At 62.5% G+C, this 21,665-nt stretch carries 18 protein-coding genes and 2 pseudogenes; 10 read left to right on the top strand and 10 right to left on the bottom strand.

Annotated elements, in window-relative coordinates; all coding sequences use genetic code 11:
• Positions 1-55: 55 nt before the first annotated feature.
• Positions 56-3,103: a beta strand repeat-containing protein gene (locus tag AC3Z8Y_RS18135; protein ID WP_490086989.1), complete on the bottom strand. Its 3,048-nt coding sequence runs from the start codon at positions 3,101-3,103 to the stop codon at positions 56-58.
• Positions 3,104-3,589: 486 nt separating this feature from the next.
• Between AC3Z8Y_RS18135 and AC3Z8Y_RS18130 the strand changes: the two genes are divergently transcribed.
• The 10 genes and pseudogenes from AC3Z8Y_RS18130 (at position 3,590) to AC3Z8Y_RS18085 (ending at position 12,923) form a co-directional block, all read left to right on the top strand.
• Entirely contained in the window at positions 3,590-3,925 is a 336-nt protein-coding gene (locus AC3Z8Y_RS18130) for a hypothetical protein (RefSeq protein ID WP_490086988.1), read from the top strand.
• A 127-nt stretch (positions 3,926-4,052) separates the two neighbouring features.
• Positions 4,053-4,267, top strand: a pseudogene (locus AC3Z8Y_RS18125) (helix-turn-helix domain-containing protein); the annotation flags it as partial.
• 109 nt (positions 4,268-4,376) lie between these two features.
• Positions 4,377-6,539, top strand: coding sequence for an ATP-binding protein (locus AC3Z8Y_RS18120; protein WP_490086987.1), 2,163 nt, complete (start codon positions 4,377-4,379; stop codon positions 6,537-6,539).
• Between the two features lie 331 nt (positions 6,540-6,870).
• Entirely contained in the window at positions 6,871-8,007 is a 1,137-nt protein-coding gene (locus AC3Z8Y_RS18115; protein WP_490086986.1) for a phosphoribosyltransferase domain-containing protein, read from the top strand.
• On the top strand, positions 7,997-8,755 hold the full coding sequence (locus AC3Z8Y_RS18110; RefSeq protein ID WP_490086985.1) for an HAD family hydrolase: 759 nt from the start codon (positions 7,997-7,999) through the stop codon (positions 8,753-8,755). The genes AC3Z8Y_RS18115 and AC3Z8Y_RS18110 overlap by 11 nt, the downstream gene beginning before the upstream one ends.
• Positions 8,748-9,835: pseudogene (locus AC3Z8Y_RS18105) on the top strand (cysteine protease StiP domain-containing protein). The gene AC3Z8Y_RS18110 and the pseudogene AC3Z8Y_RS18105 overlap by 8 nt, the downstream one beginning before the upstream one ends.
• Positions 9,835-10,764, top strand: a complete 930-nt coding sequence (locus AC3Z8Y_RS18100; RefSeq protein ID WP_490086984.1) for an HpcH/HpaI aldolase/citrate lyase family protein — start codon at positions 9,835-9,837, stop codon at positions 10,762-10,764. The pseudogene AC3Z8Y_RS18105 and the gene AC3Z8Y_RS18100 overlap by 1 nt, the downstream one beginning before the upstream one ends.
• 53 nt (positions 10,765-10,817) lie before the next feature.
• Positions 10,818-11,267, top strand: coding sequence for a tellurite resistance TerB family protein (locus tag AC3Z8Y_RS18095; RefSeq protein WP_490086983.1), 450 nt, complete (start codon positions 10,818-10,820; stop codon positions 11,265-11,267).
• Between the two features lie 8 nt (positions 11,268-11,275).
• Complete coding sequence (locus tag AC3Z8Y_RS18090) at positions 11,276-12,310, top strand: TerC/Alx family metal homeostasis membrane protein (protein WP_490086982.1); 1,035 nt, start codon at positions 11,276-11,278, stop codon at positions 12,308-12,310.
• A gap of 34 nt (positions 12,311-12,344) precedes the next feature.
• Entirely contained in the window at positions 12,345-12,923 is a 579-nt protein-coding gene (locus tag AC3Z8Y_RS18085; protein ID WP_490086981.1) for a TerD family protein, read from the top strand.
• Positions 12,924-12,944: 21 nt separating this feature from the next.
• Here AC3Z8Y_RS18085 and AC3Z8Y_RS18080 read toward each other — a convergent pair whose 3' ends face one another.
• From AC3Z8Y_RS18080 to AC3Z8Y_RS18040, 9 genes are all read right to left on the bottom strand, one after another.
• Entirely contained in the window at positions 12,945-14,015 is a 1,071-nt protein-coding gene (locus AC3Z8Y_RS18080; protein WP_490086980.1) for a protein-glutamate methylesterase/protein-glutamine glutaminase, read from the bottom strand.
• A gap of 11 nt (positions 14,016-14,026) precedes the next feature.
• Positions 14,027-14,833: a CheR family methyltransferase gene (locus AC3Z8Y_RS18075; protein ID WP_490086979.1), complete on the bottom strand. Its 807-nt coding sequence runs from the start codon at positions 14,831-14,833 to the stop codon at positions 14,027-14,029.
• Complete coding sequence (locus tag AC3Z8Y_RS18070; RefSeq protein WP_490086978.1) at positions 14,830-15,336, bottom strand: chemotaxis protein CheW; 507 nt, start codon at positions 15,334-15,336, stop codon at positions 14,830-14,832. The genes AC3Z8Y_RS18075 and AC3Z8Y_RS18070 overlap by 4 nt, the downstream gene beginning before the upstream one ends.
• Positions 15,337-15,349: 13 nt before the next feature.
• On the bottom strand, positions 15,350-16,984 hold the full coding sequence (locus tag AC3Z8Y_RS18065) for a methyl-accepting chemotaxis protein (RefSeq protein ID WP_490086977.1): 1,635 nt from the start codon (positions 16,982-16,984) through the stop codon (positions 15,350-15,352).
• Between the two features lie 15 nt (positions 16,985-16,999).
• On the bottom strand, positions 17,000-19,024 hold the full coding sequence (locus tag AC3Z8Y_RS18060; RefSeq protein ID WP_490086976.1) for a chemotaxis protein CheA: 2,025 nt from the start codon (positions 19,022-19,024) through the stop codon (positions 17,000-17,002).
• 28 nt (positions 19,025-19,052) lie between these two features.
• On the bottom strand, positions 19,053-19,349 hold the full coding sequence (locus tag AC3Z8Y_RS18055; protein WP_490086975.1) for an STAS domain-containing protein: 297 nt from the start codon (positions 19,347-19,349) through the stop codon (positions 19,053-19,055).
• The gene (locus AC3Z8Y_RS18050; RefSeq protein WP_181111492.1) at positions 19,346-19,714 is read right to left on the bottom strand and encodes a response regulator; all 369 of its coding nucleotides are present in this window, start codon (positions 19,712-19,714) and stop codon (positions 19,346-19,348) included. Before AC3Z8Y_RS18050 ends, AC3Z8Y_RS18055 begins: the two co-directional genes overlap by 4 nt.
• A 64-nt stretch (positions 19,715-19,778) precedes the next feature.
• A complete protein-coding gene (locus tag AC3Z8Y_RS18045; RefSeq protein WP_490090033.1) occupies positions 19,779-20,441 on the bottom strand; it encodes a methyl-accepting chemotaxis protein in 663 nt (220 codons plus the stop codon).
• Positions 20,442-21,305: 864 nt separating this feature from the next.
• A complete protein-coding gene (locus AC3Z8Y_RS18040) occupies positions 21,306-21,563 on the bottom strand; it encodes a DUF465 domain-containing protein (protein WP_490086974.1) in 258 nt (85 codons plus the stop codon).
• Positions 21,564-21,665: the final 102 nt, after the last annotated feature.

Below are 21,665 nucleotides of genomic sequence, written 5' to 3'. Positions count from 1 at the left end.
ATGAAAAGCAGGGGCCGGCAGTTGCCTGCCGAACCCCACATTTCAACGCACGCTCTTACAGGTTCAGATACGGGATCTGGGTCGTAGAGAGTTGGGCCATCTGGGTTGCGGTCAGTGCGCTGATCTGGGCCTTGGTCAGTGAGTTGACCTGAGAGGTCGACAGTACACCGATCTGGGCCGTGGTCAGCGAGCTCACCTGAGCAGTGGTCAGGGCGGCAACGTCCTTGGTGGTGATTGCCGCGACCTGCGCGGTGCTCAACGCCGCCAATGCTGTGGTGGAGATGCCCGCCACCTGTGCGGTGGACAGCAGGCCTACCTGTGCAGTGGACAGGTTGGTGCTCAGCGCACTGACCTGGCTGTACTTCAGGGCAGCGATCTGGCTGGTGGTGAAGCTGGTCACCTGAGCGCTCGACAGGCCGCCGGCCTGGGCTGTGGTCAATGCAGCGATATCCGCCGCTTCGATCGCCTGAACCTGCGTGGTGCTCAGGTTGTTCAGCACGGTCGTCGACAGCGCCGCGACCTGGGCGGTCGACAGGGCTGCGATTTCCTTGGTGGACAACGCCTGCAACTGAGTGGTGCTGAACCCGGAAAGCAGCGTGGTGGTCAAGCCTGCCGCCTGCGCCGTGGTGAGGGCGCCGATCTGGGTGGCGTTGAAGTTCTGGCCCAGCGAGCTGATCTGGGTGTACTTCAGTGCTGCCACCTGGCCGGTGCTCAGGCTACCCACCTGGGTGCTCGACAGCGCGGTCATTTGAGTGGTCGACAGGAAGCCGATATCAGCCGTCGAAATCGCCGCCACCTGCGCCGTGCTCATGCTCGCGGCGATCAAGCCAGTGATCTGAGTAGAGGTCAGTGCGCCTACCTGGCCGGTGGTCAGCTTGGCGGTGAGCGTGCCCAGTTGCGTGGGGGTCAGCGCAGACAGCTGAGCCGTGGTGATCGCGGCCACACTGGTGGTGCCCAACGCGCCCAGCTGAGTGGTGGTCAGCGACGAGATATCACGGGTTGCGATCGCGGCAACTTGCGCGGTGGTCAATGCAGCCACGGCGGTAGTGCCCACGCCGCCCACCTGGGTGGTGGTCAGTGTGCCGATCTGGCCGGTGGTGAGTTTGGTGGCCAACGTGCCGGCTTGGGTGGCCGACAGGGCCGCAACCTGTGCGGTGACCAGGGCGCCGACCTGGGCGGTCGTCAGCGAGGCCAACTGAGTGGTCGACAGCGCGGCGACGTCTTTGGTGGAAATCGCCTGCAACTGAGCGGTGGTCAGGTTGCCCAGCGCGGTGGTCGACAGGCTGGCGACCTGCACGGTCGACAGGGCAGCGATGTCGCCGGTCGACAGCGCTTGCAACTGAGCAGTGGTGAACGCGCCCAGAACGGTCGTGGACAGGCCGGCGGCCTGGGCCGTGGTGAGCATGCCAACCTGGCCGGCGGTCAGGTTCGCGGCGAGGGTACCCACCTGCGCGGTGGTGAGCGCCGTGACCTGGGCGGTCGTCAGCGCGGCCACGCCTGCCGTTGTCAGGCCGCCCAGCTGGGTGGTGCTCAGCTTGGCGATGTCGGTGGTGGAGATCGCGGCCACCTGCGCGGTGGTCAGGGCCGCCAGCGCCGTGGTGGTCAGGCCCGACGCCTGCACGGTAGACAGTGCGCCGATCTGGGCGGTGGCCAGTTTGGTGGCCAGCACGCCGACCTGGGTGCTCGTCAATGCCGCAACCTGAGTGGTCACCAGCGCGTTCACCTGAGCGGTACTCAGCGCGCCGACCTGAGTGGTCGACAGCGCGGCGACGTCTTTGGTGGAGATCGCCTGCAGCTGAGCCGTGGTCAGGTTGCCGAGCGCCGTGGTGGACAGGCCGGCTATTTGTGCGGTCGACAGGGCGGCGATGTCCTTGGTGGAAATCGCTTGCAGCTGGTCGGTGCTCAGCGAGCCCAGCACGGTGGTCGACAAACTACCGGCTTGAGCAGTGCTCAGCGCGGCAATCTGGCCGGTGGACATTTTTGCGGCCAGCACGCCGACCTGGTTGGTCGTCAGTGCGCCCACCTGGGCGGTCGTCAGCGAGGCGACGCTTGCGGTGGCAATGGCACCCAGTTGGGCGGTGGTCAGCGAGGCGATGTCTTTGGTCGACACGGCGGCCAGTTGCGTGGTGGACAGTGCCGCCACGGCCGTGGTGGTAAGCCCGGCAGCCTGCGCGGTGGACAGCGCCCCCACCTGAGCGGTGGACAGTTTGGCGGCCACGGTGCTGAGCTGGGTGCTGGTCAGGGCGCCAGCCTGCACGGTGGTCAGCGCGGCGACCTGAGCGGTAGAGAGGCTACCGACCTGAGTGGTCGACAGCGCGGCGACGTCCTTGGTGGAGATCGCCTGCAGCTGAGCCGTGGTCAGGTTGCCCAGCGCGGTGGTCGACAGGCCTGCTACCTGTGCAGTCGAGAGCACAGCGATGTCGGCGGTAGAGATCGCCTGCAGCTGATCGGTGCTCAGGGCGGCCAATGCGGTGGTGGTCAGGCCCGATACTTGTGCGGTGGTCAAGGTGCCGATTTGAGCGGTCGACAGCTTGGTCGCGATGGTACCGACTTGCAGCGTGGTCAGCGCATGGATCTGCGCGCTGGTCATGGCCGCAGCGCCGGTGGTCGACAGCGAACCGATCTGGGTGGTCGTCAGCGCAGCAATGGCCTTGGTGCTCAAGGCCGCCACCGGCGTGGCCGCCATGGCGCCCAGCACGGTGGTGGTCAAACCCTTGATCTGAACTGCCGACAGGGCGCCGATCTGGGACGCCGTCATGTTGCTGGCCAGTGCGCCGACCTGAGTAGCGCTCATGGCACCAATCTGGGTGGTCGAAAACGCAGCCACTTGAGTAGTGGTCAGCGCGGCAACTTGAGCGGCGGCAAGCGCGGCCACATCCTGGTTGTTCAGTGCATTGAGCTGCGATGCGTTAAACGCTGCGATGGCCGCCGTGCTCAGCGACACAACGTCTGCCGTTGACAGCACGGCAATCTGGCTAGTGGTTAAAGCGGATGCTTGTGCGGTGCTCAGGGCTGCAATATCAGACGTTGATAGTGCGGCGATCTGCTTGGTCGATAGCACGGCGATTTGAGCCGTTGAAAACGACGTGACGATGGATGTCATCGAGTTTACGTTCCTGATTATAAATTTATTGGCAGGCATCCTTGACTCACGCTTGCACCCCTGCAAGGTAAGCCCATGACCATTAAAAACTCGGTCGTCCGGGTTATCGACATGGCCTTTTGATACTTTAGTTATTTTAGATACATTTAGTAACTAACCTGAGACAGACGGCGAGGGCCCTTATCACTTTACTGGCGGTTTAGTAAATGGATTGAAATTGTTTTTTAAGGATGGTTGACATTTCATTTTTAGCAAAAATAAGTGTTAAATGGCGGTTTGCCATTAGCATGTAAATTCATCTAATGGAATACGCTATTTCAAAAAAAGAAATAGGGTTGTTTCAGGCTTAATGCGACCGGGCGGTCAGAATGGGGTGCGGCAGGTCACTAGTCAGCTTGCACTCGACCACTCAGCGCCTTCCCCTTGGCGCTTATCCTCAACCTTGCCCTATACTGTACGCATAACCAGTATCAGAGCATTCCTGCCATGGACGATCCGTCTACGCCTTCACCAGCTCCCGACCACGATAGGTTCGCCCTCGGTGTGCCGTCCCTGCTCGAAACCTGGAAGCACCAATGTACGTTGCTGGGCCATGAACTGGACGAAACCAACCGCGAACTGGTGGCCTGCCGCAAGCGCATCGCCAGGTTGGTGAATATGCACGACACCGATCAGCAGCGGATAGCCAACCAGCAGGCCAGGATCTTCCAGCTAGAGGCCGAGCAGAAGGTACTCAGGGAAAAGCTCATTGCGTTCACTGCCCAAGAAGCCTCCGGGAGGTCAGCAGCTATTTTTCAAAAGGCCTATACGGGGCAGCCGTAGGAAGGCGCCGTTCAGCAGTCGGGATTGCGGGTGGGGGTACACGATCAACACATTCAGGGTGGTGCTCCGATAAGGCCGTGCGGGCATGATGGGAGCGATGTACGTATAGTAGAAATGAATATCCGAAATCCCAGGTATTGCAGTAGACAATTGCTTGCGTCGGCTGGACCTCAACCTGTTGGTTACCCTCGATGCGTTGCTCGCCGAGCTGAACGTTACCCGTGCCGCTGAGCGCCTGCACCTGTCCCAGCCAACCGTAAGCGTACAGTTGTCCCGGCTGCGCGATGCGCCGGGTGTCCACTCCTGCTGCCTGGGCCCAGCGGCATGAGGCCTATCGCGAGGCAGGGTCACTGCGTTCGTCATGCATACGGCACTTTTGGCGCTGAACGTCGCCCAAATGCGAACCGGTGTGTCTCAAATCCCCCTGACTTGATGTGAGAGTGAACGAGCCTTGAAAGACCTGAGTCGTGAAGACCTTGAGGCCGAAAATGCAAGGCTGCGGTATATCCTGGACGCGGCGGGTATCGACGGGGAGTACAGTACCCGGCCGGACATCGCCCGGCTGCTGGCCAGGGAAGCGGCCCTTCGCAGGAGTGAAGAGCGCTTTCGCACGATCCTCGAAACCATCGAGTCGGCGTTTGCCATCGTTCAGGTCAAGTTCGATGCCGACGACCGTCCCATCGACTATCAATTCATCGAGGCCAACCCTGCGTTCGAGCAGCAGGCCGGGGTCAACCTCAAAGGTAAGTGGGTAACCGAGTTTGCCCCCGAGTTGGAGCAGTTCTGGTTCGATACCTATGGGCATGTGGCCAAGACCGGCGAGCCTGCCACCTTCGAGAGCTACGCCAAGGCCTTCCAGCGCTGGTTCGACGTCAGGGCGGTAAGCGTAGGCGACCTGGCCGAGCGGCAGATCGCGATCATCTTCAGCGACGTTACCCAGCGGCACGAGGCCGAGGATCGCCTGCGTGTAAGTGAAGCGCTGGCGAGGCGCAACGTGGAGCGCGTACAGCTTGCGCTTGCGGCGGGCGCGATTATTGGAACCTGGCATTGGGACGTGGTCACGAACCGCTTTACCTTCGACGACGGTTTCGCCGCCGCGTTGGGCCTGGGCCACGCCTCGGGTGATGAAGGCCTGGCACTTGAGCAGGTGATTGCCGCCGTGCATCCCGAAGACCTGCCCGGCCTGATGGCTGCCATTCAGAAGGCGTTGAGCAGAGGAGGTGCCTATGCACATCAATACCGGGTTCGCCGCGCCGACGGCCACTACTACTGGATCGAAGCGAACGGCCGGGTCGACCTGGCCGCTGATGGCACAGCGCTCAGCTTCCCTGGCGTGGTCATTGACGTGGAAGAGCGACGCTCTGTCGAAGCCGAGCGCGACCGTGCGGTGGTGGCGCTGCGATCGCTGACCGAAACGCTGGAACAGCGCGTGGCGGACCGCACCCTGGAGCTGATGCAGGCGGAGGAAAAGCTGCGGCAGTCCCAGAAGATGGAAGCGGTGGGCCAGCTGACCGGTGGCCTTGCCCACGACTTCAATAACCTGCTGGCCGGTATTTCCGGTGCACTGGAACTGATGAGCGCACGCCTTGCGCAGGGTCGCGTGGCGGACATGGAACGCTACATGATTGCTGCACAGGGCGCGGTGAGGCGCGCCTCGGCGTTGACGCATCGGTTGCTCGCGTTTTCCCGCCGTCAAACCCTGGATCCCCGGCCTACCAATGTGAATGCGCTGGTAGACGGCATGAGCGACCTCATCCAGCGTACTGTCGGCCCGAGTGTCGCGGTGGAAACCGTAGGTGCGACCAGCTTGTGGCCTACCTTGGTCGACGCCAGCCAGCTTGAGAATGCGCTGCTCAACCTGTGCATCAATGCCCGCGATGCAATGCCCCAAGGCGGGCGTATCACCATAGAAACGGCCAACCGCTGGATGGATCACGAAACGGCCCGGGTTTACGATATGACCCAAGGCCAATATTTGTCTCTATGTGTCACCGACACCGGTGTGGGCATGACGCCAGACGTCATTGCGAAGGCCTTCGATCCTTTCTTTACCACCAAGCCCATAGGCCAAGGCACCGGGCTGGGGTTGTCGATGATTTACGGGTTCGCCAAGCAATCCGGTGGCCATGTACGTATCTATTCCGAAGTGGCGCTGGGTACAACGATCTGTATTTATCTGCCCCGTTATCATGGGGAGGCGGCTGATGATGTGCGCGAAGTCGCTACCTTGACAGCCCTCCCACAAAACACCGGAGAGACGATTCTGGTCGTGGACGATGAACCCACGGTACGGATGTTACTGACGGAAGTGCTTTCCGAACTCGGTTACCAATTGATCGAGGCCGCTGACAGTGTTGCCGGGCTCGCCATACTGCGTTCCAATGCGCACATCGACTTGCTGATTACGGACGTTGGGCTGCCCGGCGGTATGAACGGGCGGCAGATGGCCGATGCTGGCCGGGAACTGCGGCCGGGGTTGAAAACCTTGTTCATCACAGGCTATGCGGAAAACGCCGCTATCGGGAATGGCCACCTTGCACCGGGTATGCAAGTGATTACAAAGCCGTTCGTGCTCGAAACCCTGACGGCGCGAGTGCGCGAACTTATGGGTTAGCACGGCGTTGGTTTACTGTAATGGCCGCACGCGCGTGCCTCTGAAAAGCCGCGCCTGATGCTATTTAATACAATGTTTTAAATCACCCGCTTAGTTCTTTGGATAAGAATATTCTGCAAGCCGTGTAGGACGGCTGCCTGGATTCTTATAGATCTCATATGCTGCAACACTTGTAACAGCGTGAAGTGCTGCATTTGATTCCTCGGCTGCGCATAATGCGCGCCTCGTCGATACCCGGGCCTTGGTCTTTGGCACTGTCGATCAGAGTGCTTGCTTATGTTTCGTAATCCAGCCTGGGTTGTGATGTTCTGCCGTCTGCGGGAATTAACACATGGAATCAAGTGTAACCAGTTTTAGCTCCACACAACTTCGTGCTGCGTTACGGCAGGGCGTGCTGGAAGTCGACGTTCACGCCTCTTCAGTGCCGCCACCGTCCCTCTTCGGGTTCGCGGAACGGCACAATCCACGGCGGGCATTTCTTTTCGTTTCACGTGTACTTGGCAAGCACATCCCTGTTGCGCCTTCGCGCTTTTCCCAAACGTGTGAACAGCTTGCAAGCCGATTACCCAGCGACCTTCCCGGCCCGGTGCTATTCATTGGCCTCGCGGAAACCGCCGTTGGGCTTGGGGCCGGCGTGCACCGGGCGTACAGCCGTTTCCGGCCTGATTCGATGTACCTCGTTACCACCCGCCACTTCGTAGCCGAGGATCTGTTCGCCTGCTTCGAGGAGGAGCACAGCCATGCGAGTACGCACCTTGTGCATGCCCCTGCCGCCCCGCCGTTGCGGGAGATGATGCTCAGTGCTCGTTCCCTGGTGCTGGTGGACGACGAAGCCTCCACCGGCAAAACCCTGCTCAATCTCTACAATGCCTTGCTGGCTGCAGGGCTGAACAGGGTCGAGCGGCTTGTCACCTGCGTCCTTACCGACTGGTCTGGCGGTGCGATCACTGCCGCCGTTGGCGAGCGAGTCGAGCAGGTTTCGCTGCTGCGGGGGGCATACCGTTTCACTGCCAATTCATATTCAGCGGTGCCTTGCCGCCCCCGAAGCGGGCTCCCCCCGGTGGCCAGGTGGCCAATCGACCCAGCGAACGACTGGGGGCGGCTGGGTGTGCGGAACGTGGCCGACACCCTCGGCCGTGACCTCCAGGCGGTACCTGGCGAGAACATCCTCGTGATCGGCACCGGGGAGTTCGTCTGGAAGCCGTTTCTGTTGGCGGAGCGGTTGGAGCGCAGCGGCGCGCGGGTGCGTTTTTGCGCTACCACGCGCTCGCCTATTGCCGTCGGGCACGCCATCGAGCGCGTAATAGCGTTCCCTGACAACTATGGGCAGGGCATAGACAACTTCCTTTATAACGTCGCGCCGGGGCAGTTCGGGCGGGTATTGCTGTGCACTGAAACCCACCGGCTGGCCCTGCCTGCTTCACTGATCGACACGCTGAATGCGCAGGTGATCGTCGATGGTGAGTAATCGGCCTCTCGTGTTCCTGGACCTCGACGATACCCTTTTTCAAACCCCCGGCAAGATGCCCGAACACGCCCGGCGCTACCCGGCCTCCCATAACGTGGAAGGCGCGGTGAGCGGCTACCAGAGCGAAGCGCAAAAAACCCTTCTGCACTGGCTACGGCGCGATTGCGATCTGGTGCCGGTGACCGCTCGCGGTGTGGAAGCGTTCGGGCGCGTGGCGCTGGGGTTCGGTGGCAGCGCGGTGTGTGCCCATGGCGGAGTGATCCTTCGCCCCGGCGGTGAGGTGGACCTTCACTGGCAAGGCGCAATGGCCGAGCGGCTTCGCGCCTTTCAGGCTCGTTTGCCGATGGTGTGTGAAGCGGCCCTTCAAGCGGGCGCCGACCTCGGTATGTCGCTTCGCGGCTGGGTACTGGAAGAGGGAGGGCAGCGGCACTGCGTCGTGATCAAGCACAACGCCGGCACCGATGCCCAGTTGGTGCGCTTGCGCGAAACCTTGCTGGTCGCGGGCCACCTCGAGGGCATGTACACCCACCTCAACGGCAACAACCTGGCCTTGCTCCCCCTGGCTGTGAGCAAGCGGGCCGCAGTGGCGCATTACCTCGCGCAGGATCACGCGCTGCACGGTGAGCGCCTGTTGCTTGGTATCGGAGACAGTGTTTCGGATCTGGGCTTCATGGAGCTGTGCCATTTCTGGGCTACGCCAAGCGGTAGCCAGGTCGCCAGGTGTGTGGAAGGAATCACCCATGCTTGATCCACTGGCCATGGCAACCGTTGGCAGCGGCAGTTATCTGCCGGCCGATGTTCACATCCTGCTTCGCGCCACGGAACTTGCACCCATGGCCGTGCTGGAAAAAGAACGTTCCATCCAGCGCCAGCAGAAACATTATTCCGAAATGCTGAGCCGCGAGGAGGCGCCGTCGGGTTCCCACCTGGCCCATTTCAAACGCGCACTGGCGAACAACGCCGGGAGGATGGCTGCAGACGTACAAGCCCTTGCGTTGGGGCTGGCGGCGCGTTATCGGGAGGCCCCCATCGTACTGGTATCTTTTGTGCGCGCTGGCCTCCCTGCAGGGGTGTTGCTGCGTCGGGCGCTGCTGGAACAGGGGCACGATGTTCACCACTACGGGATCAGTATCGTGCGGGGCCGCGGCATCGATACCGTGGCGCTGGAGCACATCATTGCCCGCCATGGGGCGCAGGACATCGCATTCATCGACGGCTGGACCGGCAAGGGCGCCATTGCAGCCGAGCTCAAGCGCAGCCTCACAGGTGACCACCGCTTTCCCGACGTGCCGCGGTTGGTGGTGCTAGCAGACCCGTGTGGTCGCGCATGGCTGGCAGCCTCTGCGCAGGACTGGCTCATCCCGTCCGGTGTGCTTGGCGCAACGGTATCCGGGCTGGTTTCACGCTCCGTCTGGCCTACCGATGCCGGGCTGCATGGGTGTGTGGTGCAGCATGACCTGACGGCGCACGACCTCACGCGCCCCTTTATCGAACGGATCAACGCCGCGCGGGCCACTGTACGCGTCAGCGCGGCAGTGCCTTGGGCCCCAGCGCAGGCCAAGGCACTGCAGGCCGTTACTTCAGAAGTGTTCGAGCACCTGGGCGAGCGCTTCGAGACAAACGACCTCAATCGAATAAAGCCCGGAATTGCAGAGGCCACGCGGGCGGTGTTCAGGCGTGTTCCTGACCAGGTACTGGTACGGGACCGGCGCGACCCTGACGTGCAATTACTCATCCATCTCACTCGGCAGGCCGGCATCGAGGTGCAGGAGGCGGGCACGGCATTGGGCCGTACCGGGCGGCAACCCTTATCCGGAGGGTGAGCTAGTGCGAAACGTCTCCCCGTTTGCCTTGGGCGGTACCCTGTATATGCCGGCAACTCGACCGGACCTTCTCCTGGTTATGGTGGGGAAGAAACTTCCCGGCTTGCGATCGCTGGTGGTGTGCCTTGAGGATGCCATCGCCGAGTCGGATGCGGCCCCGGCCTTGGCCCGCCTACGCAGCGCACTTGCCAGCGTTGCCCGCAGTGGCGGTGCCGATGGCTCCCGCCCCCTGGTGTTCGTTCGCCCTAGAAACCCACGCATGGCCGCCACGTTGATGGCCTGGCCGGAAATACACGCGATAGATGGTTTCGTGATTCCCAAGCTCGACCTGGCCTCTCTTGAGCGTTGGGCCTGTGTGCTGGATGACCCCAGCCAGTCGCTCATGCCCACCCTTGAAACTGCACAGGTCTACAACCCTGCCGCGGTGGCGGAGTTGGGCCAGGCGCTACGGGCCGAATTCGGGCAGCGAATCCTGGCAGTCCGCATCGGGGGAAACGATCTGCTGGGTTGTCTGGCCCTGCGGCGCCCGCGTACCAGCACGCTGTATGAAACCCCAATGGGCTATGTGATCCCCATGCTTGCCGGTGTGCTGGGCGCACAGGGTTTCGCGCTTACGGCGCCCGTATTCGAACACTTGGCCATGCCAGACCTGCTCGCTCGGGAAGTGCACCTGGACGTGGCGCATGGGCTAGTGGGCAAAACGGCCATCCATCCCTGCCAGGTGCCGCTGATCCAGCAAGGGTTGAGGGTCCCCATGGAAGACCTGAACTGTGCCCGGCTGGTCATCCAGGGGGCCCGCCCCGCCGTGTTCAGGCACGACGACGCCATGGTTGAACCGGCCACGCATTACAACTGGGCGGTCAGGACGCTGGAGCGCGCGCAGTGGCACGGCGTGAAGCCCGTCGATTGCGGCCTGGCGCAGGCAGGGCGTTAACAGAACGTGCGAATGTTCGCCGGGGGCAATTGCCCTTAAACAAGGAGAACCCGATGTTGGGATGGTTGAAAAGCAATGCGGCAATGGCGCGGGAAGCGCTTACCACTGAAGTAGCGAAGTTCCGAAATCGGCAATTCATGGAAGCGACCGCTGCGGCGTGCGCAATGATCGCCGCCGCTGATGGCGAAGTAACTGCCGCGGAAAAACTGAAGATGACGGGTTTTATCAATAACTCGCCCGAGCTGAAGGTATTCAACCTCAGCGACGTATTGGCCGCGTTCAACAACTCGACCAGCAAGTTCGAGTTCGACCTTCAGATTGGGGAAGCCGAGGCCCTCAGGATCATTGGCAAACTCAAGGGCAACGACAGCGCGGCCCGCTTGCTGGTGCGTGTTGCCTGCGCTGTCGGTGGTTCCGATGGCCACTTCGATGAGCAAGAGCGCGCGGCCTGTCGCCGAGTTTGCCTGGAACTGGGGCTGAGCCCCGCTGACTTCGACTTGTGAGGTACCCCATGGACGCTACGCCTCTTGGCTTCCCGCCATTGACCATCGCGGTATTCGCTGGCATCGCGCTCGGCGCACTGCTGCTGGACATGGTCACCCATCGCGCCGACCGGCCCGTTTCACTGGCCAAGGCGTCGGTGTGGTCGGTGTTCTGGGTTGCTCTTTCGCTGGGGTTTGCGGCCTTCCTGTTCGTGCAACATGGCGCCCACACCGCCAGCTTGTTCGTGACCGGCTACGCCCTTGAAAAAGTATTGAGCGTGGACAACCTGTTCGTGTTCATGGCCATCTTCGCCTGGTTCAAGGTTCCGGATCAGCTTCGCCATCGTGTCCTCTACTGGGGCGTGATCGGCGCAGTGGTTTTCCGCGGGGTCTTTGTGCTTATCGGCACCGGGTTACTCGCCCTGGGCCCTTGGGTCGAGGTGGTGTTCGCGGTGATCGTGGCCTGGACCGCGGTCATGATGCTCAAAGGTAGTGGCAGCGACGAGGCCGAAGAGGACTATTCCCGGCACATTGCCTATCGCGTTGCCACACGGTTGTTTCCGACCTGGCCCAAGCTGCACGGCAATCGTTTCTTCGTCAGCCGCCAAGCGCTTGAGGCGCAGCTCCTGAAGCCTGAAAACCATGGCATCACGCTCGCAGCGAAGGGCGCTGTGTTCGCAACGCCATTGTTCCTGTGCCTTGTGGTGGTAGAGGTGTCGGACGTGCTGTTCGCCTTCGATTCCGTGCCCGCGGTTATCGCAGTAAGCCGAGAGCCGCTGATCGTGTACTCGGCAATGCTGTTCGCCATTCTGGGGCTGCGCAGCCTGTACTTCGTGCTCGAAGCGCTCAAGCGTTACCTGGTGCACCTGGAAAAAGCCGTGATCGCGCTGCTGTTTTTCATCGCGGCGAAGCTGGGCCTCAACGCCACCCATCATCTGTTCGAGCACGGCTACACCATTGCCCCCAATACCAGCCTGGCGATCGTCATGGCCGTGCTGGCGGTGGGCATTGCCGCCAGCCTGATCTTCCCCGCAAAGGCGCCTTCACCGGCCGAACGCAACTGACCCCTCGCGCACTCACACAAACAAGGAGCTTCACATGGCATTGTCCCTTCAAAAGGGCGGCAACCTTTCGCTTACCAAAACCGACCCTTCCCTCACGCGAATCGTCGTAGGGCTGGGTTGGAACCCCCGTGCTACCGACGGCGTGGATTTCGACCTGGACGCCAGCGCCTTCCTGCTGAACGCCATGGGGAAAGTCCGAGGGGAGGGGGATTTCATCTTCTACAACCAGCTGACAAGCGCCGACGGCTCGGTCGAGCACACCGGTGACAACCGTACCGGGGCTGGAGACGGCGATGATGAGCAGATCAAGGTAGACCTCGCGCTGGTCCCGGCAGACGTGGATAAGGTTGCGTTCGCCGTGACCATTCATGAGGCGGGCGAGCGTGGGCAGAATTTCGGCCAGGTGGGCGGTGCGTTCATCCGCATTATCAACGAAACCACGGGGGAAGAAGTGGTCCGCTACGACCTTGCCGAAGACGCCGGCACCGAAACCGCCATGATCTTTGCCGAGCTGTACCGCCACAATGGCGAATGGAAATTCCGCGCCATCGGCCAGGGTTACGCAGGGGGGCTCAAGCCTTTGGCGCAGGGCTATGGGGTAAACATGGGCTAACGGCAAGTAGGGGCCGGTGGTTCAGCCCCGTGACGTTTGCACGATCAGCTGAGCTATCCGGTCCAGCCCAACCACTTGCCGGGCAGCACCAAGGCGAATCGCTTCCTTGGGCATGCCGAACACCACGCAGCTGGCCTCATCCTGGGCGTAGGTATCGGCCCCGGCCTCAAGCATTTCCTTCAGGCCTCGGGCGCCATCGTCACCCATGCCCGTCATGATCACCCCCGTGGCATTGGCGCCGGCGAAGCGTGCAACGGAGCGGAACAGTACGTCCACCGACGGCTTGTGCCGGTTCACATGCGGGCCATCGGTGACCTGCACGTGATATTGCGCACCGCTGCGCTTGAGCAACATGTGGCGCCCACCCGGCGCGATCAGTACCCGCCCCGGCAACACACGGTCGTTGTCCCGGGCTTCCATCACTTCAACCTGGCAGAGGCTATCAAGCCGTTGGGCGAACGCCGCGGTGAACTTTTCGGGCATGTGCTGCACCACGAGGATGGCCGGGCATACCCGAGGCAGCGCCGTGAGCACACGCTCCAACGCCTGGGTACCGCCAGTGGAAGTGCCCAATGCGATCACGCGCTCGGTGGTTCGGGCCATGGCCTGGGCGCCGGCGGGCGGCAAAATCGCATCGGCGGTATGTTTCGGCGCCACCGCTGGCAGGGGTGAACGCGTGCGCAGGGCGTTCAGGTTGGCTTTCGCCGCACCCCGTACCGCGCTGGTCAATTCCGCCGCCGATTGGTGCAGGAATTCCTTCAGGCCCATTTTCGGTTTGGCAATGATATCCGCAGCGCCGGCGGCCAAGGCTTGCAGTGCGGTCTGGCTGCCACTTTCAGCCAGGGTAGAGCAAATCACCACGGGGGTAGGGCGCTCGGCCATCAGCTTGCGCAGGAAGGTCACGCCGTCCATGCGCGGCATTTCCACATCCAGCACGATTACATCCGGCCATTGCTTGGCCATCTTTTCCATGGCGAACAACGGGTCGCTGGCCACACCGATCACCTTCAGGTCGGGGCTCTGCTCCAGAATGGCTTGCAGTACCTGACGCACCACGGCCGAGTCGTCGATGATCATTACCTTGATGGGCATGGCGAGCGGGCTCATGGTTTGCGGTAGATGGAAGGAGACACCAGCGCCAGCGCGTCCGTTACGCCGTTCAGGCTTTCGGAGTGGCTCACGATGAAGTAGCCACCGCTGCGCAGTAGCGGGACCAGCCGGCCGAGCACACGCTGCTTGGTGGGTACATCGAAATAGATCAGCACATTGCGCAGAAAGATCACATCGAATTCGCCCAGCTTGGGCAAATGATCGTTCAGGTTCACCTGGAGAAACTGCACTCGATCCCGCAGCGGTTTGTCCACCAGCAGCGTGCCTGCCTGGCGGCCGATGCCCTTGAGGCAATACCGGCTCAAGTGTTCCTGGCTCAGGTTGCGGGCCCGTTCCATCGGGTAATGGCCGCGCGCGGCTTTTTCCAGCACTCGGGTGCTGATATCCGAGCCGAATATTTCCCAGGGTTTCTCACCCAGGCAGTCGGCCAGCAGCATGGCGAGGCTGTAGGGTTCTTCCCCGGAAGAGCAGGCGGCGCTCCATAGGCGGAACGTGCGCCCCGGCCGTTGAAGCTGCGGAAGCTGCTCGCGCAGCCACTCGAAATGCTTGGGTTCGCGAAAGAAATAGGTTTCGTTGGTGGTCAGCAGGTCCAGCGCAATCTGGGCTTCGTCCCCGCCCTGGGGCGTGGTGATCATCGCAAAATAAGCGCCATGATCGTTCATGCCATGGTGGCGCAAACGTGTGGCCAGGCGGCCCGCGACCAGCGCCTTCTTGCTGGCCGCCATATGGATGCCCGCGCGCTGGTAAAGCCAGCGCTGGAAGTGCGCGAAGTCGGCGTCGCTGATGCCGCTGTTGCTCACGCCGCCGCCTCGCCTGCCATGTGGCTGATCGCTGCCAGGTCTTGCAAGGCCAGCACCCGGTTGGCATCGAGCACGATTACAAAGCGTGCATCCAGGCGCGCCATGCCGGCGATGAAGTCGGCGCGAATGCGCGCGCCAAACGCCGGCGCCGGCTCCATGTGCTCGGCGGCAATGTCGAGCACCGCGCACACGGCATCTACCAGCAGGCCGAACACCTGCTTCTCGCCATCGTCCGCGTTTATTTCCAGGATCACCACGCAACTGCGGCGGCCGAGCTCGGCCGGTGGCTGGCCGAAGCGCGCGGCCAGGTCAATCACTGGCACCACCGCGCCGCGCAGGTTGATCACGCCGCGCACATAGGCCGGCATCATCGGTACCACAGTCATCTGGCTCAGCTCGATGATTTCCTTGATCCCTTCGATCGCCAGGGCATAGGTGTCCCCGGCAACCGAGAAGGTCAGGTACTGCGCATCGGCGAGGGTGCCGGGGGTTTGGCTAGTCATTACAGCGCCTCCTTCAGAACCGGGTGAACTCGGTTTCACACACTGCCGCAGCCGGCTCGCCGCGCCAGGCCTGGCGTGCAGGGGTGGCGACCGCTGGCCGCGCCGGGCTGCGCTGCGAGGTTGGCGGCACGCCGCGGGCGTTGTCGGTTTCCATGCGGAAGAAGCTCATGGCGCGCTGCAATTGCTCGGCCTGGCTGCTCATTTCCTCGGCGGTGGCCGCCAGCTCTTCGCTGCTGGAAGCGTTCTGCTGAGTGACCTGGTTCAGCTGCACCATTGCCATGTTGATCTGGGCAACGCCCGCAGACTGCTCTTCGGAGGCAGCGCTGATTTCCTGCACCAGGTCGCTGGTCTTGCCGATCGAGGGCACCATCTCGGTCAGCAGCGCGCCGGCGCGTTCGGCCAGGCTCACGCTGCTGGTGGACAGCTCACCGATTTCCTGCGCGGCCACCTGGCTGCGTTCAGCCAGCTTGCGCACTTCGGCGGCAACCACCGCGAAGCCCTTGCCATGCTCACCGGCACGGGCGGCTTCGATCGCGGCGTTAAGCGCCAGCAGGTTGGTCTGGTAGGCAATGTCGTCGATGATCCCGATGCGCTGGGCGATCTTTTTCATGGCGTCGACGGTAGCCTGCACCGACTGCCCACCTTCCACGGCTTCGCGCGAGGCCTTGCTGGCCATGCCATCGGTCACCTTGGCGTTTTCAGTGTTCTGGTTGATGCTGGCGGTCATCTGTTCTACCGAAGCGCTGGTCTGTTCCACGCTGGCAGCCTGCTCGCTGGTGGCCTGGCTCATGGACTGCGCGGTGGCGCTCACTTCTTCCGAAGCGCTGGCCAGGTTATCCGCCGCATGGCGAACTTCGCCAATGATGCGGCCAAGCTGGCCCGCCATGTTTTCCATGGCAACCAGTACCCGGCCGGTTTCATCCTGGCTGGTCACTTCCACCTTCACCGCCAGGTCTCCCTCGGCCAAACGCGTGGCCACGTCCATGGCATGGCGCAGGGGGCGGGAGATGATGCGGGACACGAACCAGGTGAGGAACAGGCCCAGGATCACCGAGCCAGCCAATACCAGTGCAATGGCCAGGCGTGCACGTTCATAGGTGCTGGCAGCCGCGTCGCTGGCCGCCTGAGCGTTGGCGTCATTGAGTGCCGACAGTTTGCCAAGGGTCGCGGCGGCGCTTTCAAACACCGGCTTGGACTCCACCAGCATAGCTTTTGCCGCTGCCTTGTCGCCCTCGGCGGACAGGCTCAGCATTTTCTCGCTCACGCTCATGTAATGGCGATAGTCGCTGACGAAAGCGTCATACAGCGACTGCTCTTCTGGCCCGGAGATCAACGGTTTGTATTTCTCCAGGTTGCTGTCGACCTCGCTGCGCGATTGCTGCCCCAGCTGGCGCAGGTCGTCCATTTCGGCGGCGGTGTCGGCCAGGATGTGCCGTGCCTCGCGGGTACGGTACTGGGTGAGGTTATAGCGCATGCTCGAGGCCACGCGGATGGACGGCACGGAGTCTTCGCTCATGCGTACCGCGGCGCTGTTGACCGCAGACAATTGCATGATCGCGAAGACGCCCAGCACGATGGACAGCGACAGCACCAGCAGGAAGGAAATCAGCAGCTTGGCGGAGATTTTGAGATTATAGAACCAGTTCATTGGAACACCTCGGGACTAACCCTGGACAGCCTGAAACGTTGAAGAAAGTTTGAGCGAGGCGCTCTCGCGCTCGGTCAGGTGCTTGAGCAGGGCAGGCACGTCAAGGATCAGGGCGACCACGCCACTACCCAACACGCTCGAGCCGCTGATGCCCCGAACGCCGCCGAACAGCGCGCCGAGGGGTTTGATAACGGTTTGGTATTCGCCCATCAGGTGGTCCACCACCAGCCCCGCCTTGAGGCCGTGGGCGCGTATCACCACGATGTTTTCCCGCCGGGGCGGTTCGCCGTGCAGCTCGAAATGGTCACGCAGGAACACCAGCGGCAGAACCTCCCCGCGCAGGTCCACGTGGCCCCTGGCCCGCAAGGCGTTGCGTTCGCCGGGCACCAGCTCCATGCATTCGCGCACCATCCCTAGGGGGATGACATAACTGCTGCCCGCAGCTTCCACGAGCAGCCCATCGATCATCGCCAGGGTGAGTGGCAGGCGGATGCGCACAGTGGTGCCTTCGCCTGCCGGGCTGAACAGCTCGATGCTGCCGCGCAGGCCGGTTATGTTGCGTTTCACCACGTCCATGCCCACGCCACGCCCGGACAAGTTGGTCACGGCCGCCGCGGTGGAAAAGCCCGGTTCGAAAATCAGCGCCAGCAGCTCACGGTCGCTTGGCTCGGTATTGCCGATCAGCCCGCGCTCGCGTGCCTTGGCCAGAATGCGCGCGCGGTTCAGGCCGGCACCGTCATCGCTGAGCTCCACCACAATGTTGCCGGCGTCGTGAAACGCGTTGAGGTGCAGCCGGCCACGCGCAGGCTTGCCCGCCGCCAGCCGTGCCTCGGGTGTTTCGATGCCGTGGTCCATGGCGTTGCGCAGCAGGTGCATCAGTGGGTCACCGAGTTGCTCCACCAGTGCTTTGTCCAGTTCAGTGTCACCACCGCTGACCACCAGTTCGATGTCCTTGCCCAGCCCTTGGCTGACGTCACGTACCACGCGATGAAACCGGTTGAAGGTTTCGCCGATCGGCACCATGCGCATGGCCAGCGCGCCTTCGAGCACTTGCTCTACCAGGGCGTTGACCGAGGCGGTCGCTTCCAGCAAGGCCTCGTCAGCGCGGCCCGTGGCGGCACGTTCGGCCAGCAGGCGCGCACCGGCGCCAGCAGTCACCAGTTCGCCCGCCAGGTTGATCAGGGCCTCGAGCTTGTCGGCGCGCACGCGCACCCAGGCCTGGCGGTTGTCCTGCGCCGGGCGCGGCTCTGCCGTGGCCGTTTGCGTGGGCGGCGTCACTACAGGCTCCACCGCTGCCGCAGGCAACTGCTCGCTCATGGCCTCGCCGGGTAGCTCGTTGATCGCCAGCTCGCACTCGCCCTCTACAAACGCGAACGCCTGGGCCAAGGTGTCTGCGTCGCACGCGGCCTGCAGCTGAAGGTCGAACCCCAGGTAGCAGGTTTCCGGGTCGAAGGTTTCGGCTTCGCTGATGCCTTGTTGGTGAAGCACCAGGGCCTTGCGCTCGCCGAGGGTGTCCAGGTAACGCAGGAACGACAGCGGGTCCATGCCGTGGCGGAAGGTGTCTTCGCCGAAGCGCACCGAAACCTGCCAAAGCCGACCAGGGTTTGTTTCAGCCTGTTCCACCGCAGCCGCCGGGGCAGCCGCGGCTTGCCCACCGCAGGCGGCCAGGCGGTCACGCAGCGGTTGTTCGTTGGCCAACAGCGCTGCACTCGGCTCGCGGCGCTCCACGGCTACGCACTCGAGCAAGGCGCTCAAGTGATCGTTGCAGCCCAGAAGCAACGCGATACGCTCACGGTCGATGGCCAGGCTGCCGCTACGCAGGCGGTCGAGCAGGTCCTCGACCACGTGAGCGAAGCTCACCAGCGGGTCGAGCCCGAACAGCCCGGCCGAGCCTTTGATGGTATGGGCCGCGCGGAACACGGCGGCCAGGCACTGCATATCGCCCGGCTCGCTCTCCAGGCGCAACAGCGCTTGTTCCATGTCCTGGAGGAGTTCGCGGGCTTCGGCGATAAAGGTCTGCAGTGCAGCGTCAAGGTTCATAGGCCGGTTTGTTCCTGAGGGTCAAAGATCACGAAGGCATTGCAAGGCCGGTCGCCGGGCAAAGCTGCAGCACGTCACGTACGGCATCGCTGGCGGCGGTGAGGGCCAGGTCATGGCCCTCTGCGCGCAGCCGCTGCTGAATGAACAGCAACCACTGCAACCCCGCGCCGTCCATTTCTGCCACTTGGCTGAGGTCCAGGCGCCAGGCGCAAGCTTCGGCGAGCCAGGCCTGCGCGGCGGCGTGCAGTTCACCCACCTGGTAAATGGTCAGCTCGCTTTGCAAGGTGACCTGCAGCGCGTCGCCGGCTCGCTCTGCCACGATCATGGCGCGATCAGCTTGGCCACGGCGGCCAGCATCTGCGCTGGCTGGAAGGGCTTCACCACCCATGCACGGGCGCCAGCGGCCTGGCCTTCCTGCTTACGGCTTTCCTGGGATTCGGTAGTGAGCATGATCACCGGCGTGAACTTGTACGCCGGCAGTTTCTTCAGCTCTTTCACGAAGGTAATGCCGTCCATGTTCGGCATGTTCACATCGCTGATCACCAGGTGGATCTTCTGGCCGGTCAGCTTGCGCAGTGCGTCCTGGCCATCGCAGGCTTCCAGCACGTCGTAGCCTTGGCCCTTGAGGGTGATACCTACTACTTGGCGGATGCTTGCGGAGTCATCCACTACCAATATGGACTTGGCCATATAACCTCCTGAAGGGTGATTTACTAAAAGCGGTCAATACGCCATTGCCCGGAAGGGCAGCGGCCTAGAAAAAGGTGACAGCGCTGTCGGCGGGCCTGGCGCTGCCTCGGCCGTGATGGTTGTTGCGCTGCTCTTGCATCGCGTAGGTGCGTTCGGTTTCGGCCAGCCACGCGTCCACATCGAGATGGAAGGGTTCGCCCGTTGCCTGGCAATGCTCCAACTGCTGGTGCAAGCTCGCCATCCGTTCGCGTACCTGAACGAGGATCTGGCTCACGCGGTCCTGGAACTGCAGTTCTACCAGCACCTGGGAAAGCTCATGGCCAATGCCGGTACTTTCGTCCTGCAGCAACTGCGATGCGCTTTGCAGTTGCCCGGTGATGCCTTCGAAAACGCCCAGTACGCCTTCGATGGTGTGTTCGGCATGCGCAACGGTGTCGCTGCTCTTGTCATTGCTCTCACCGGCCACTTCTACCAGGCGCCCGATGGCGTTGTTGATCACGTCCACCTTCGCGGACATTTTCTGGCCCGTTTCACTGGACTGGCTCGACAGTGAACGCACGGCATCGGCCACCACGGCGAAGCCGCGTCCGGCTTCCCCGGCGCGTGCCGCTTCGATGGCGGCATTGAGTGCCAACAGGTTGGTTTGTTGAGCGATGGCGGCGACTTCCGCTGCCATCTGCCGCAGCTCTCCGGTGTAGTCGGTGAGGTTGCGCACGGCATGGAGCATTTCATTACGGCTTTGCTGGCTCACACGTAGCGTGTCGACCACTTCGCTCAGGGCAACCTGGCTCTGGGACAAGCCTTCGCCTGCGCCTCCCTGGCCCATGTCACCGGCGGCCTGCCGCGAGGTGCTCACGGTGTGGTCGAGGCGTTGGGCAATATCTACGAAACGCTGGGTAAGCGCGCCAATGGCCGCTTCGGTCTGGTCACGCGAGGTGTCGATCTGGCGCATCCATACCGGCAATGCGGCGAGACACAAGCGCTGGGCATCTTCAACCCGAGGGGCTTCACTTGCAGGCGCCTGGCTGGCGAGCTCACGCGCCTGCGCTTCGGCCGCCTGGTGCTGGCCGCGCCAGCCGCACAGCGCGCCGGCCACTACAGCGGGCGCAGCGACACAAACCGCGGTCAACCAGAACGGCAGGGCAGGCGCGCTTGCCAGCACTGCCAGTGAGACGGCTGCGCCCGCAGCGTTGAACAACACAGGCGCGCAACGGGCGACAGGATGAACATCGCGAACGTTGGACTTCATGGGTAACCCTTGAGCAGCGGCCCCGGGCGGGGCAAGTACCTGGGTTATCCCCCTGTGGGCCCGATAACCTTAGCCGATCGAGCCGCCGTTCGTCGTAAAGCTGGATCCTATTGTGCGAGGTTTGTACAGGCGTGCAGGCGTGTAAAACAAAGGCTTTGGCGATAGGACTGTTCGCGGTCAATGATCACAGGGCAGGGCGGGGTGATAACGAAACGGCCTGTGTGCGAAGGGCGGTGTACAACTTTTCATGGCCTTGCGGGGGAGCCAATTGCCCAGTGCAGAAGACGGCGGAGCCGGCGAACACATCGGTTCCCTGTGCCGGCCCCAAGCCTTTGAGTGAATCTAGAAGTTTTTCGCCGCCCCCCGGGTGCCGGGGTATTCGATTTCCTGAACGATCTTGTTCTTGATGTCCAGGCGCTTTTTCTTCAGCGCGCTTACGGTGTCATCCTCGGCCGAGGCGTTTTCGGCATCGACCACCTGCCGGTCGATGTCCTCGTATTTGGTGACCAGGCTTTGCAGCAGTTTGTTGGTCTGCTGCAGCTTGTTCACTTCTTCTCGCGTTTTGCCCAGGTCGGCATAAAGATCATGTGTAGCTGGCATCGCTTCACCTCGCGGCTGGTGGATTATACGGAGCATAGCCGTTGATTCACGGGTTTGACCCTTCCAGGCGGGGCGTTCGTTCCCCTGACCTGGGCTATGCTG

The organism is Pseudomonas sp. 3MAES_34.3B, assembly GCF_058145875.1.
The sequence above is the reverse complement of the archived record's forward strand: the minus strand, read 5'-3'. Positions and strand labels throughout refer to the sequence as shown.

What these genes read in the sequence shown, in the direction of transcription:
- AC3Z8Y_RS18135 (WP_490086989.1), bottom strand. Translation starts at nt 3,103, where the DNA reads ATGACATCCATCGTCACGTCGTTTTCAACGGCTCAAATCGCCGTGCTA.
- AC3Z8Y_RS18130 (WP_490086988.1), top strand. Translation starts at nt 3,590, where the DNA reads ATGGACGATCCGTCTACGCCTTCACCAGCTCCCGACCACGATAGGTTC.
- AC3Z8Y_RS18115 (WP_490086986.1), top strand. Translation starts at nt 6,871, where the DNA reads ATGGAATCAAGTGTAACCAGTTTTAGCTCCACACAACTTCGTGCTGCG.
- AC3Z8Y_RS18110 (WP_490086985.1), top strand. Translation starts at nt 7,997, where the DNA reads ATGGTGAGTAATCGGCCTCTCGTGTTCCTGGACCTCGACGATACCCTT.
- AC3Z8Y_RS18095 (WP_490086983.1), top strand. Translation starts at nt 10,818, where the DNA reads ATGTTGGGATGGTTGAAAAGCAATGCGGCAATGGCGCGGGAAGCGCTT.
- AC3Z8Y_RS18090 (WP_490086982.1), top strand. Translation starts at nt 11,276, where the DNA reads ATGGACGCTACGCCTCTTGGCTTCCCGCCATTGACCATCGCGGTATTC.
- AC3Z8Y_RS18085 (WP_490086981.1), top strand. Translation starts at nt 12,345, where the DNA reads ATGGCATTGTCCCTTCAAAAGGGCGGCAACCTTTCGCTTACCAAAACC.
- AC3Z8Y_RS18080 (WP_490086980.1), bottom strand. Translation starts at nt 14,015, where the DNA reads ATGCCCATCAAGGTAATGATCATCGACGACTCGGCCGTGGTGCGTCAG.
- AC3Z8Y_RS18070 (WP_490086978.1), bottom strand. Translation starts at nt 15,336, where the DNA reads ATGACTAGCCAAACCCCCGGCACCCTCGCCGATGCGCAGTACCTGACC.
- AC3Z8Y_RS18065 (WP_490086977.1), bottom strand. Translation starts at nt 16,984, where the DNA reads ATGAACTGGTTCTATAATCTCAAAATCTCCGCCAAGCTGCTGATTTCC.
- AC3Z8Y_RS18060 (WP_490086976.1), bottom strand. Translation starts at nt 19,024, where the DNA reads ATGAACCTTGACGCTGCACTGCAGACCTTTATCGCCGAAGCCCGCGAA.
- AC3Z8Y_RS18055 (WP_490086975.1), bottom strand. Translation starts at nt 19,349, where the DNA reads ATGATCGTGGCAGAGCGAGCCGGCGACGCGCTGCAGGTCACCTTGCAA.
- AC3Z8Y_RS18050 (WP_181111492.1), bottom strand. Translation starts at nt 19,714, where the DNA reads ATGGCCAAGTCCATATTGGTAGTGGATGACTCCGCAAGCATCCGCCAA.
- AC3Z8Y_RS18045 (WP_490090033.1), bottom strand. Translation starts at nt 20,441, where the DNA reads ATGCTCCATGCCGTGCGCAACCTCACCGACTACACCGGAGAGCTGCGG.
- AC3Z8Y_RS18040 (WP_490086974.1), bottom strand. Translation starts at nt 21,563, where the DNA reads ATGCCAGCTACACATGATCTTTATGCCGACCTGGGCAAAACGCGAGAA.